Source organism: Pseudomonas sp. 3JA, assembly GCF_036961705.1.
Classification (GTDB): Bacteria; Pseudomonadota; Gammaproteobacteria; order Pseudomonadales; family Pseudomonadaceae; genus Aquipseudomonas; species Aquipseudomonas fluorescens_Q.
On the sequence record NZ_JBAMDJ010000001.1, the window covers coordinates 1 to 13152 of the forward strand.

Consider the following 13152-nt stretch of genomic DNA (forward strand, 5'->3'; position numbering starts at 1 on the left):
ATTCTGCGACTGCTGCGCAGCCGAGCGGGAGCAAGCTCCCTCGCCACAGGGTAGTGTTTGGTCCGTGGACATGGTTAGTTGTCTGGCTTGATTGCGCTGTTGATCACTCCGCCAACAACACCGCCGCATCGAAGCCCACCCGCAAATTGCCCCAATGACGGCCGCCGAAGAAGAACGGTACGTCGATCTCGGTCATGATTTCCCCGGTATCGCGCAGGTAGGTCTGCAGCAGGAAACGCTGGACGTTGCCCGCCGCACGCAGGCCGATCGGGTCGTTGAAGATTCGCTTGTTGCGGCACACCGGCAAATCCACCGCCCGGTCGCCGGTTGGCGGCTTGGAGACCCAGCTGTTATTCACCGGGCAGTAGCCCTTGCTGTCGACAATGAACGAAACCTTGCCACCCGGCGTGCTGCGGGTGAGCTTGTCGCATTCCTCCTGGCAGATCTGGGCAAAGCGTTCGGTGTAGCTGGTCATGTACTGCTTGGGGTCGGTGCCGGGAATCGGTTGGTAATTCTGATCGAACAGGTTCAGGCCTTCACCTTGCAGCGCCTCCAGGCGAACCTGGAGCGTGTCGCGGCACTCGCTGGCGCGGGTGATGGCGGCGTCCAGCTTACCGTGGCCGAGCACGAAGCGACCCAGCAGCGCCTGGACCTTTTCGGCCACGCCGGACAGGTCGCGGGTGGCCGTTGCCGAATGCTGCATGCGCTGGTCGATCAACTGGCTGTCGGCGTGGATCTGAGTGACTCGGTCGTTGATCCCCGTGTTGCTGTCGGCGAACTGCTGGATATGGGTCGCAATGTCCGCCAGCTTGCCGTTGGTGGATTCGAAATCGCCGATCATGCTTTCAAAATGACCGGAGGCGCGCTCCACCACTTTCTGGGTTTCCCGGGCGCTGTGGCTGATCTGGGTGGTCTGTTCGTGGGTGGAGCTGACTTCCTCGAGCATGGCGTCGATGTTGCGTGAGATGTCATCGGTGGCCCGGCTGACGTTTTGTGCCAGGGTCCGCACTTCATCGGCGACCACCGCGAAGCCCCGACCGCTTTCGCCGGCCCGGGCGGCTTCGATGGCGGCATTGAGGGCCAGCAGGTTGGTCTGGGCAGAGATCTGCTGGATCAACCCGACAATCGACTTGATGCTTGAGGAACGCTGGTTCAAGGCGTTCACCAGCGTGGCAAATTCACCGAGGCTGCTGGAGATTTCGCTGATGTTGCCAGTCACTTCCAGCAGCTCGGCGTAGGAGTCGCGGGCCATGCTCAGGTTCTGGGCGGTGGTGCTGGAAATGCCCTGGGTCTGGCGCGAGACTTCTTCGATACGGCCCACGGCGGTGTTGCTCTGGTCCATGACTTCCTTGGCGAAGCGAGCCTGGTGGGTGGCACTGTCGCTGGAGTCGCTGATGTTCTTCAACGAGCGGGCCGATTCGACGGCGATGTGCACGGTCAGTGCCTGGACGTTGCTGATGATCTCCCGCTGCTTGGCCAGGAAACGGTTGCAAGTGCCGGCCAGCACGCGGATTTCGTCGTGAGTCACCAGCGGCAGGTCCTTGGACAGGTCACCTTCGCCGTTGGCGATCTCTTCCAGGGCCTTGGTCATGGCGGTGACGGGACGCACGATGAGGTGACGGAAATACCAGACCATGAAGCTGATCATGCACAGCGTCAGGAACGCGCCGAAGAGCAGGGCATGGGTGAGGCTGTCGAGCCGACCTTCGATCTGCCCAAGCAAGGCGCCGTCCAACTGCGCATTGCGCAACTGCAGCACGATCTCGGCGCGGGCGCTGAGAGCCACCCAGTACAGCAAGCCACTGACCAGCACCAACAGGAAAAGGCTCGATAGTTTTTTGGTGAGGGTATCGAAAAACCGCATCTCGATAGACTCGTACAAGGCCTTTAACGTCTGCATGCCGCTGCTCCTGGGCAAAAAAATCTCTCAATGGAATACATTCGACCGCGAGCGCCAAAGCTTTAGGGGCGGATAGGGCTATTTGATATCACCCTGGAGACTCTGCTGCTCTTCAGTCTGGCATGACGATAAGATAGAGATGTCAATACCTGTTGGAGCGAATTAGACGAAAGTCGTACTGCGCCTTGCCTGACGACTGCTACGGTTTGAAGTGCAAAACAATAAAAACAACACGGGAGGACGCCTCCATGTCCACTGAAAAGCAACAGGCTGCGCGTGCCTACTGGACGGAAAACCTACGCTGGATGCTGGTCTTGCTGGCTATCTGGTTCCTGGTGTCGTTCGGCTTCGGCATTTTGCTGGTTGATGCACTCAACACCATCAGTTTCTTCGGTACACCCTTGGGGTTCTGGTTTGCCCAGCAGGGTTCCATCTACGTCTTTGTGCTCGAGATTTTCTTCTATGTCTGGAAGATGAATCAGCTTGATCGCAAATATGACGTCCACGAAGACTGAGGGTGGCGCACATGGACACAAAAACCCTGATTTATCTGGTCGTAGGCGCCTCCTTCGCGTTGTACATCGCGATTGCAATCTGGACGCGTGCCGGCTCCACCAGCGAGTACTACGTTGCCAGCAAGGGCGTGCATCCGGTACTCAACGGCATGGCCACCGGTGCTGACTGGATGTCGGCGGCTTCGTTCATCTCCATGGCCGGGATCATTGCCTTCGCCGGTTACGACGGTTCGGTCTACCTGATGGGCTGGACCGGGGGCTACGTGCTGTTGGCGATGTGCCTGGCGCCGTACCTGCGAAAATTTGGCAAGTTCACCGTACCCGAGTTCGTCGGGACTCGTTATTACTCGCAGACGGCGCGGGTGGTGGCAGTGATCTGCGTGATCTTCATTTCCTTCACCTATGTGGCGGGACAGATGCGCGGCGTCGGGATCGTCTTTTCCCGTTACCTGGAAGTGGATATCAACGTCGGTGTCATGATCGGCATGGCCATCGTATTCTTTTATTCGGTGTTGGGCGGCATGAAGGGCATCACCTACACCCAGGTGGCGCAGTATTGCGTGATGATTTTCGCCTACATGGTGCCGGCGATTTTCATCTCGATAATGATCACCGGCAACCCAATACCGCAGTTGGGCTTTATCAGCGAAGTGGGCGGTTCGGGGCAGAGCGTGATCGAGCGGCTCAACGGTCTGGGTGCCGAGTTGGGCTTCAGCGCCTATACCGATGGCACCAAGTCGACAATGGACGTGTTCTTCATCACCATGGCGCTGATGGTCGGTACTGCGGCCTGCCCCATGTGATCGTGCGGTTCTTTACCACGCCGACCGTACGTGATGCCCGTAAGTCAGCAGGCTACGCATTGCTGTTCATCGCCATTCTCTACACCACCGCGCCGGCCGTGGCGGCCTTCGCACGTACCAATCTGCTGACCTCCATTCCCAACGTCAGTTATGCCACCGCGCCAGCCTGGTTCAAAGCCTGGGAAAATTCCGGACTGATTGCGTGGGCGGACAAGAACAACGACGGCATCATCCAATACAGCCCGGGTGCGGCCCTGGTCGGGGCGCCGAGTTTTACTGGTGAGCGTGGGGCGCATGAGCAGCGATTGCTCAAGAACCAGCTCTCGCCAGTGGCCAACGAACTCTACGTCGATAACGACATCATGGTGTTGGCCAACCCCGAAATTGCCGGCCTGCCGGGCTGGGTGATCGCACTGATCGCTGCCGGTGGACTGGCGGCGGCGCTTTCCACGGCTGCGGGGCTGTTGCTGGTGATCTCCACGTCGGTCTCACATGATTTGCTCAAGAGCAACATCATGCCCAGGATCAACGAGAAGCAGGAGTTGCTCGCGGCACGCATTGCCGCCGGTGTGGCGGTGCTGATTGCCGGATTGTTTGGCATTTATCCACCCGCGTTCGTCGCCCAGGTGGTTGCGTTCGCCTTCGGGTTGGCGGCGTCTTCCTTCTTTCCGGTCATTGTCATGGGGATCTTCTCCAAACGCATGAACCGCGAAGGCGCGATCGCCGGGATGATTGTCGGGCTGACCTTCACATTCACCTACATCGTCTACTTCAAGTTCATCAACCCGACGATGAACACGGCTGAACATTGGTGGCTGGGTGTTTCCCCTGAAGGCATCGGCACGCTGGGGATGGTCTTCAACTTCCTGGCCGCAGTGGTGGTGTCGCGCTTTACCGCGCCGCCACCGGAGCACATCCAGCACCTGGTCGAAGACATTCGCATACCGAGAGGAGCCGGTGCTGCCATCGACCACTGACCACTGATCAGCCCAAGACTGGGAGAGGGAAACAAACGAGGGCGCCGGACTCATCATCCGGCGCCCTCGTTTGTGCGCAGAGTCAAGCGGGGAGATGTTAGAAAGATTTACTGGGAATCATTCTCAAAGTATATTCCCTCGCATTTCCAACCCTCTGTGAGTGCGCGTCTTGAATCGTTCCACCCCTCTCGCTAATCGCAACGTCTTCATCAAGTGTGTATTGCCGACGTTGTCTTACTGCTTCATCGCAAGCCCGGTGTGGGCGCAGGCCGCTCTCGAACTCCCGGCCACGGACATCCAGGGCAGTCGCGTCACTCAGGACGAGGGCTATACGACGTCGCAAGCCAGTACGGCGAGCAAGAGCGATGTACCGATCAAGGAAGAGGCGCAATCGATCAACGTGGTGACCCAGCAGACCCTGGCCGACTATCAGGTGCGCTCGCTGGCCGATGCGATGAAGTTCGTCAGCGGCGTCAGTCAGGGCAACACCCTGGGCGGCTCGAGGGATTCGCTGGTCAAGCGCGGGTTCGGCACCAACGACGACGGCTCGATCCTGCGCGACGGTGTGCGTTCGAACCTGGGCCACAACTTCAGCGCCACCACCGACCGCGTCGAAGTGCTCAAGGGCCCGGCCTCGATGTTGTACGGCGCGCTGGAGCCCGGTGGCCTGGTCAACGTCATCAGCAAGAAACCGGAATACACGCAAAGCACCACGCTGAGCGGCTCGGCCTACAGCGAAGGCGGCGGCACCATGGCCTTGGACACCACCGGGCCATTGGGAGACACCGGCCTGGCCTATCGCTTGATTGCCGAGCGTGGTCACGAGGATTACTGGCGCAACTACGGGGTCAACGAGAGCACGCTGGTCGCGCCGTCCCTGGCTTGGACGGGTGAGCGGGCCTCGTTGAATCTCAGCTATGAGTACAACGAATATTCCAATCCATTCGATCGTGGGACGGTGTTCCGCAACGGGCATCCGGCGGACATCGACTACGACAAGCGCCTCGACGAGCCATGGGCCAAGAGCGTGGGAGTTCGTGAAACGGCCATCGCGCGGTTTGAGTATGAACTGAGCGAGGCGTGGAAAACCCGGGTGACTTACGGGTGGAACAATGACCGGTACAGTCTTTCGATTGCGCAGCCTGGCACCCTGACCGGAAATATGTTGAGCCGAAGGGCCAACGGCGCTCATTACGATGATGAAACCCGCTACGCGAGCTGGGATTTCATGGGTAAGCAGCAATTGTTTGGCCAGCGTCATGACCTGCTGGTTGGCGTTGATAACCAGGTGTCCGATCAATACCGTGGCAAGACCTACCGTGGGACGACACAAGGGCGCATCGATATTACCGCTCCGGTATATGGTAGCCTGGCAGAACCCAGCGTAATAAACCCGACCCAAAGCAACTTGAGCAACCAACTGACTTCCAGCTCGGTGTACCTGAAGGACAACTGGCACCTTGATGATCGTTGGATTCTGGTCGTGGGTGGCCGCTACCAACATTACGATCAATACACCACGCAGGGACTGGTCCCGGCACCGCCGGTTCGCGACGACAATGGCGATGCGTTTGTTCCGTTCCTCGGGCTGGTCTACAAAGTTACGGACGCCCTGTCGCTGTACGGTAACTACAGCCGGTCATTCAAGCCCAACGATGTCGTCGACAAGGACAGTCGTACCTTCAAACCGGAGGAAGGGCGCAGCTATGAGGTCGGCGCCAAGTACGATCCACTGCCGGGACTGAATATCAATCTTGCCCTGTTCGACATCGTCAAGAAGAACGTCGTGACCACCGTTGATGAAGTCTCCGAAGCCGCCGGCAAAGTCGGCTCCCAAGGCCTGGAACTCGACATCACCGGCCGCCTGGCCGACCGTTGGGACTTGATCGGCACTTACGCCTACACCCACACAGAAATATTGGACGATCCGGACGACGAGGGCCATCGCCTCTCCGACGCGCCTAAACACACCGCCAGCCTCTACCTGTCCCACCACCTGAACGTACCCGCCGAATTCGGTGCCTGGCATGCGGGGGCCGGCGCTCGTTACGTCGGCGAACGCGCCGCCAACAACGCCAACGATTTCTGGCTGAGCAGCTACACCGTCGCCGACGCCTTCCTGCGCTGGGACGCTCCAATGTTCGGGCACAAGACGTCGCTTCAATTGAACGTCGACAACCTGTTCGACAAGCAGTACTACCCCTCGTCCACTGGCAGCCAGTTGCAGGTTAATGTCGGCGAGCCGCGTACCGCCCGTTTGAGTGCCAGCGTGACCTTCTGAGGACATCTCAATAAGAGTGCCCGGATGACTTGCGAACGTCTTCCAGTCATTGCTACCGAATCTGCTCCACTGGGGAGCAGAGGGTAGAGTCGGCTTGCGGCAGTTTTTTCCTGCGGGCAGCCTTGCTGGCCTGGACCGGTGAGCTTGCCCGTGGCGAGGGAGCTTGCTCCCGCTCGGCTGCGCAGCAGTCGCAAAACCGGCTGATACGGTCGCCCTGAAGAACCGCCGGGACCTGCTTCGCACGCCGGCGGGAGCAAGCTCCCTCGCCACAAGGGATTTGTGGCGCATACAAATTCTGAGCCCCCAAAAACAACATCCAAGCATGATCTAGAAGGCGCTCCCCGCAGGAACCAAGCGTTTGGCATCAGCTGTGAGTAAAAATTTCCCCCTTTCAGGGCATTGAATCCCTGGCACCTGCCTTTTTGCACCTATTCGACCCGTTCCAGGGTTCGCTGGAGAAGGCTGAAATAAACGTTTCAGCCTTCTTACGGTGTTTTGTCGTATAAATGAAAACAAATTTCGCTTTTAAACAACTTTGCGATGGTTTTTCTAGCGCAGTCTTGAGGCATCGCGCTTAGGCACAGCCTTTGCTAGACCTCAACAGCGAAACCACCGAACCGTTGGATTCAGTACAGGAGTGACCACGCAGATTTAATCAGGGGGCGCACGTCATCCAGACGCAAAGGCCAGATCAGAGACCACTGCTATCGAGGTATCACGGAGAAACAGGGTTCATTAAAACAAAGCAAGGCCAGACCATTGGAATGACGAAGTGATAAGAAATGCCGTGTAGAACGCGGCTGGGAGTTGGCTATGCCCCACGCTTTTTTTAATGAAATGTACGACGCAAAGGGTGACTGCCGCCCGCATTACCAAGCCTTCTCGCGCTGGCTGGCGGACACCCCGCTTGAACTGCTTGAACAACGCCGCCGCGAAGCCGACCTGCTGTTCCATCGAGCCGGTATCACCTTCACCCTCTATGGGGACGAGCAGGGCACCGAGCGCCTGATCCCCTTCGATATCATTCCCCGCAGCATCAAGGCCAGCGAATGGCAGATGGTCGAGCGTGGCTGCATTCAGCGGGTCCAGGCCCTGAACATGTTCCTGGCCGACATCTACCATGGGCAGCACATCCTCAAGGAGGGCATCATCCCGCCCGAGCAGGTGCTCGCCAACGAGGGCTACCAGATCGCGATGCAGGGACTGAACCTGCACCGGGGCATCTACGCCCATATCGCCGGTGTCGACCTGGTTCGCGACGGTGACGGCAGCTACTACGTGCTGGAGGACAACCTGCGTACCCCCAGCGGCGTGAGCTACATGCTCGAAGACCGCAAGATGATGATGCGCCTGTTCCCCGAGCTCTTCGCCGCCCAGCGCGTGGCCCCCATCGATCATTACCCGAACCTGCTGCTCGACACCCTCAAGAGCTCAAGCCCCCTCGAGAACCCCACCGCCGTGGTGCTGACCCCGGGGCGCTTCAACAGTGCCTATTTCGAGCACGCGTTCCTGGCCCGTGAAATGGGCGTGGAACTGGTGGAGGGCGCTGACCTGTTCGTGCGTGACGACCATGTGTACATGCGCACCACCGCCGGCCCACGACAGGTGGACGTGATTTATCGTCGCCTTGACGATGCCTACCTCGACCCGCTGTCGTTCAACCCCGATTCGATGTTGGGCGTGCCCGGGCTGATCGCCGTGTACCGCGCGGGCAATGTGGTGCTGGCGAACGCGGTCGGCACCGGCGTGGCCGACGACAAGTCGATCTACCCCTACGTCGACGAAATGATCCGCTTCTACCTCACCGAAGAACCGATCCTGAAGAATGTGCCCACCTGGCAGTGTCGCAAGCCCCAGGACCTGTCCCATGTGCTGGCCAACCTGCCGGATCTGGTAGTCAAGGAAACCCAGGGCTCCGGCGGCTACGGCATGCTGGTCGGGCCGGCCGCCAGCGCGGCGGAGATCGAAGATTTCCGCGCGCGCCTCAAGGCTCGGCCTGAAGCCTACATCGCCCAGCCCACCTTGAGTCTGTCCACGTGTCCAACCTTTGTCGAGAGCGGCATCGCACCGCGCCACATCGACCTGCGTCCGTTCGTGCTGTCGGGCAAGGAAACGCGCCTGGTGCCTGGCGGGCTGACCCGCGTGGCGCTGCGCGAAGGCTCGCTGGTGGTGAACTCGTCCCAGGGCGGTGGCACCAAAGACACTTGGGTAGTGGAGGACTAAGACATGCTTTCAAGAACTGCTTCGGACCTCTATTGGATGTCCCGCTACCTGGAGCGCGCCGAGAACCTGGCGCGCATGCTCGAAGTCAGCTATTCGCTGTCGCTGATGCCCCAGGCCGGGCGCAGCGATGGCCATGCGGAACTGGCGATGTCGCTGCTGGCGGCCGGTACGCTGGACGACTACAACGCCCGTTATGACGCGCTCAACACCGAGCGCATGCTGCATTTCTTCGCCTTGGACGAAACCAACCCCGGCAGTATCTACAGCTGCCTGCGAGCTGCGCGGACCAATGCCCATGCCGTGCGCGGGCGCATCACCGCCGACATGTGGGAGAACATCAACGCCACCTGGCTGGAAATGCGCAACATCGCCAGCAACGGCCTGGGGCGCTACGGCATCAGCCATTTCTGCGAGTGGGTCAAGGAGCGTTCGCACCTGTTTCGTGGCGCGACGTCGGGCACCATCATGCGCAACGATGCCTACTGCTTCATTCGCCTGGGGACCTTTATCGAACGGGCCGACAACACGCTGCGGTTGCTGGACGCCCGCTATGAGATGTTCGGCGAGGAATCGGAGGAGGTCAGCGACAACTCGGCCCGTGGTTACTACCAGTGGAGTGCCTTGTTGCGCGCGTTGTCTTCGTTCGAGGCGTTCAACGAGATCTACCGCAATGCGCCCAATGCCGAGCAGGTTTCCGAGATGTTGCTGCTGCGCGCTGACGTCCCGCGCTCGCTGCATGCCTGCATCGAGGAACTGGACCACATTCTCGCCAGCCTGCCGGGCAACAACGGCCGGCCAGCGCAACGCCTGGCCGCCGAACTGAATGCACGCCTGCGTTATTCGGGGATCGATGAGATCCTGGCGTCGGGCCTGCATCAATGGCTGACCGACTTGATCGGGCAGATCCGCCACTTGGGCCAGACCGTCCATGAGTCTTACCTGGAGGTCGTATGAAACTGTCCATACGCCACGACACGACCTACAGCTACGCCGATGAAGTCTGCACCAGCATCCAGTTCCTGCGCCTGACGCCCCGGGACACTCAGCGCCAGCGTATCCTGCAATGGCACCTGGAACTGCCGCGACTGGTCCGCAGCCAGCTTGATCCCTATGGCAACATCCTGCATGTGATGACCATGGACGAGCCCCACGGTGCCTTGATCCTGACAGCTTATGGCGAGGTGGAAATCCATCAGTCCATCGCGATGGAACCGGACAACCAGTCGCCGCTACCTTTCCTGCGCACCAGTCGCCTGACCCAGGCGGATGAGACCCTCAGCGCCTTCGCCGTCGAGCAATGCGCCGGCCGGCGTGATCGTACGGCCTTGACCGATCTGATGAACGGTTTGGCGGCGCGGATGCCCTACAGCCCTGGCACGACCGCGGTCAACAGCACAGCCGCCGAGGCGTTTGCCGGTGGGACGGGGGTTTGCCAGGACCATACCCACGCGTTCCTGGCCTGCGCTCGCAGCCTGGGCATTCCTGCGCGCTATGTTTCCGGCTATTTGTGCACCGAGGATGAAAGCCACCTGGCGAGCCACGCCTGGGCGGAGGCCTGGCTGGATGATGGCTGGTACAGCTTCGATGTGACCAACCGCCTGACCCTTCCAGACCGCCACCTGAAACTGGCGGTCGGCCTAGACTACCTCGACGCCTGCCCGGTACGCGGCATGCGCCGGGGGGGCGGGGCGGAACAGATGCAGGCGCGGGTGCAGGTGAGTTCGATGGTGCAGGTGCAGCACCAATAACCCGCGGAACCTGGTGGCCTCATCGCGAGCAGGCTCGCTTCCACACTAGGAGATTGACGGTGGACGTCATTGTCGTGAACACCCGAGAATCTGTTGTGGAAGCGACCTGGTCGCGATAAGGCCGGTACTCATCGCCCCGTGGCGAGGGAGCTTGCTCCCGCTGGGCTGCGCAGCGGCCCCCAAGGTATTTTCCTGACACACCGAGTCGGCAGGTCCCGGGGCCGCTTCGCGCCCCAGCGGGAGCAAGCTCCCTCGCCACAGGGTTCGCTGTCGCCCATCACTTGGTTGAACACTCCCACAAGATCCCACTCCCTCCTTGCCCTCCAAAATGAAGCTTTCATGACAAAAGTTCGGTAGCACATCGCCATTCCCGTCATGCCTGTGTGACGTGTTCAAGGGGACCTTTCAGGTCGTTTTGGAGCCGGGGCGCGAAGCCGGGAGTGAGGCGATGGGGACTATGGAACGTTATTCGAAAGTGGGCATGCAGGAGCTTGACCAGCGGCTGTCGAAGATCGTCGAGGCGGCGCGCAAGCAGCCGGTTTCGGTGTATCGCTACGGCGCGCCGTGGGTCTGGATTGTTTCCCAGGATGACTGGCAGGGCGCGCTCAAGGAAGTGTCCAGCTACATTCCGCAAGGCCATTCACTGGTTTTGCTACGCCCGCAGATCGACGACCTGCTGGATGACCATCGCGATGTGTTGCAGGGGCTGAATGCCGGCGCCCAGATGCTGATCGCACCGCAAACCGCCATGCATATCCTCTTGCTACAACTGCTCTATTCGGTGCCCAGCGAGCAGCAACTCTACGAACAACTCAACTACAACCTGCTGTTTCGCTGGTTCGTCGGCCTGGACCTGAACCAGAAGGTCTGGAGCTTCAACGTCCTGAGCAAAGACCTCGCCACACTGCTGGGCGACGCGCGGGCAGTGCGGCTCATCCAGAAAATCATCGGTGAAGTGTTCTGTGGCGCCTTGCTGCAAATGCCGGAGTTCTCCTTGAACTTCGCGCTTTTGCACACCTGGCTGGCCCGGCACGCCACGACATCGACCGCAAGCAATTGAGCCGTACTTTGAATTCAGGGGGTGGTGTGGAGCATTTCTTCAAATCGCGGCCGGCGCTGTGGGGCTGGTTGCTGCTGGCGGTCGGGGGGCCGGCGGCAATCGCTGCAGAAGGAGGGCAGGAGGCCGAAGCGGTACCGACGCGCCTGGTGGACGTGAACGAGTATTTCGTGCGGGGCAACACCGTGCTCGATGCCCGGGCCATCGAGGAAGCGGTGTACCCGTTCCTCGGCCCGCAAAAGGCCTTGAGCGACATCGAAGGTGCCCGGGAGGCCTTGCAGAAGGCCTATCAGGCCCAGGGTTATCAATCGGTGTTCGTCGAACTGCCCGAGCAGAAAGTCGAAGACGGCATCGTCTACCTGCAAGTCAGCGAGACCAAGATTGGCCGGGTGCGGGTGGTGGGGGCCAAGCATTATTCCCCCGTCGAAATTCGTGATGACGTGCCAGCGCTCAAGGAAGGCGAGGTGCCCGATTTCGCCCAGGTCCAGGCAGAACTGGCGCTGCTTAACAAAACCCCGGGGCGCCAGGTCATGCCGCTGGTGCGCGAAGGCCAGCGCCCCGGCACCATGGACGTGGATTTGCAAGTCGAAGACCAAGACCCCTGGCAGGCCAGCCTGGGGGTGAACAACGACTACAGCGCCGACACCGAGAAGCTGCGAACGGTCGCCAGCCTGGGCTACAACAACCTCTGGCAACTGGGCCACAGCGTTTCGCTGACCTTCTTCACCGCGCCCCAGGACACCGAGAATGCCAAGGTCTGGTCGGGCTCCTACACCGCGCCGCTGAGCGAACGCTGGAGCGTGCAGTTCTCGGGTTACCAATCCGACAGCAACGTGGCGACCGTCGGCGGTAGCAACGTATTGGGCAAAGGCCATTCCTATGGGGTGTCGGCGATCTACAGCCTGCCGTCCACGGGGGCATGGGCCAACAGCTTTTCGGTCGGGGTCGATTTCAAGGACTTCGAGGAAGAGCTGAACCTGGGCGGCGCCAGCGACAAGGCACCGCTCAAGTACGCGCCATTCACCTTCGCCTACAACGGCTTTCGCTACACCGAAACCAGCCAGTTGGGCCTCGGCCTGAGCCTGGTGGCGGGTACCCGCAGTCTGCTGGGCTACGGCAGCTCCGACGAAGAATTCGACTACAAGCGCTATCGCGCCAGCCCCAGCTTCGCCGTACTCAAGGGCGACGGCAATTACACCTTCACCTTCGCCAATGATTGGCAGACCGCCTCCAAGGCCGCCTTCCAACTCGCCTCCGGGCCACTGGTTTCCAACGAACAATTCTCGGCCGGTGGCGCCACCTCGGTGCGTGGCTACCTGGCCGCCGAGCGCACCGGTGATGACGGCTACCTGCTGTCCCAGGAGCTGCGCACCCCGTCCTTGGCCAAGTTTCTCGGCAGTTATGTCCAGGAGTGGCGCTTCTATGCCTTCGCCGAAGGCGCGCAGTTGTACCTGCGCGACGAACTGCCCGATCAGGAAGCCGACTACAGCCTCGCCAGCGTCGGCCTCGGCACCCGCGCGAGCCTGAGCAAATGGCTGTCCGGCAGCCTCGATTGGGGCTATCCGCTGCTCGAAGGGCCGAACACCTCGAAACAGGAATCGCGCCTGCACTTCAACCTGCAAGCGACGTTTTGAACCCAGGAGTCATG

At 60.4% G+C, this 13152-nt stretch carries 8 protein-coding genes and 1 pseudogene; 8 read left to right on the top strand and 1 reads right to left on the bottom strand.

All coding sequences use genetic code 11. The features are described 5' to 3' along the window. Nucleotides 1-103: 103 nt before the first annotated feature. Nucleotides 104-1900 carry a methyl-accepting chemotaxis protein gene (locus tag V7773_RS00005; protein WP_336071504.1) on the bottom strand — a complete coding sequence of 599 codons (1797 nt, stop codon included), beginning with the start codon at nt 1898-1900 and terminating at the stop codon, nt 104-106. Nucleotides 1901-2148: 248 nt separating this feature from the next. Between V7773_RS00005 and V7773_RS00010 the strand changes: the two genes are divergently transcribed. From V7773_RS00010 to V7773_RS00045, 8 genes and pseudogenes are all read left to right on the top strand, one after another. Beyond that, nucleotides 2149-2415, top strand: coding sequence for a DUF4212 domain-containing protein (locus V7773_RS00010; protein ID WP_014338067.1), 267 nt, complete (start codon nt 2149-2151; stop codon nt 2413-2415). Between the two features lie 11 nt (nt 2416-2426). Further along, nucleotides 2427-4195 (top strand): annotated as a pseudogene (locus tag V7773_RS00015) (sodium:solute symporter family protein). Nucleotides 4196-4364: 169 nt separating this feature from the next. Then, entirely contained in the window at nt 4365-6476 is a 2112-nt protein-coding gene (locus V7773_RS00020) for a TonB-dependent siderophore receptor (protein WP_336071507.1), read from the top strand. Between the two features lie 813 nt (nt 6477-7289). Next, complete coding sequence (locus tag V7773_RS00025; RefSeq protein ID WP_003201697.1) at nt 7290-8699, top strand: circularly permuted type 2 ATP-grasp protein; 1410 nt, start codon at nt 7290-7292, stop codon at nt 8697-8699. A gap of 3 nt (nt 8700-8702) precedes the next feature. Continuing rightward, on the top strand, nt 8703-9653 hold the full coding sequence (locus V7773_RS00030; protein WP_003201699.1) for an alpha-E domain-containing protein: 951 nt from the start codon (nt 8703-8705) through the stop codon (nt 9651-9653). Next, nucleotides 9650-10447: a transglutaminase family protein gene (locus V7773_RS00035; protein ID WP_092143684.1), complete on the top strand. Its 798-nt coding sequence runs from the start codon at nt 9650-9652 to the stop codon at nt 10445-10447. Before V7773_RS00030 ends, V7773_RS00035 begins: the two co-directional genes overlap by 4 nt. A 457-nt stretch (nt 10448-10904) precedes the next feature. Then, complete coding sequence (locus tag V7773_RS30310; protein WP_014338096.1) at nt 10905-11507, top strand: transposase; 603 nt, start codon at nt 10905-10907, stop codon at nt 11505-11507. A gap of 26 nt (nt 11508-11533) precedes the next feature. Next, nucleotides 11534-13138, top strand: coding sequence for a ShlB/FhaC/HecB family hemolysin secretion/activation protein (locus tag V7773_RS00045; protein ID WP_336071511.1), 1605 nt, complete (start codon nt 11534-11536; stop codon nt 13136-13138). The last annotated feature ends 14 nt before the right edge of the window (nt 13139-13152 follow it).

What these genes read in the sequence shown, in the direction of transcription:
- V7773_RS00010 (WP_014338067.1), top strand. Translation starts at nt 2,149, where the DNA reads ATGTCCACTGAAAAGCAACAGGCTGCGCGTGCCTACTGGACGGAAAAC.
- V7773_RS00025 (WP_003201697.1), top strand. Translation starts at nt 7,290, where the DNA reads ATGCCCCACGCTTTTTTTAATGAAATGTACGACGCAAAGGGTGACTGC.
- V7773_RS00005 (WP_336071504.1), bottom strand. Translation starts at nt 1,900, where the DNA reads ATGCAGACGTTAAAGGCCTTGTACGAGTCTATCGAGATGCGGTTTTTC.
- V7773_RS30310 (WP_014338096.1), top strand. Translation starts at nt 10,905, where the DNA reads ATGGAACGTTATTCGAAAGTGGGCATGCAGGAGCTTGACCAGCGGCTG.
- V7773_RS00035 (WP_092143684.1), top strand. Translation starts at nt 9,650, where the DNA reads ATGAAACTGTCCATACGCCACGACACGACCTACAGCTACGCCGATGAA.
- V7773_RS00030 (WP_003201699.1), top strand. Translation starts at nt 8,703, where the DNA reads ATGCTTTCAAGAACTGCTTCGGACCTCTATTGGATGTCCCGCTACCTG.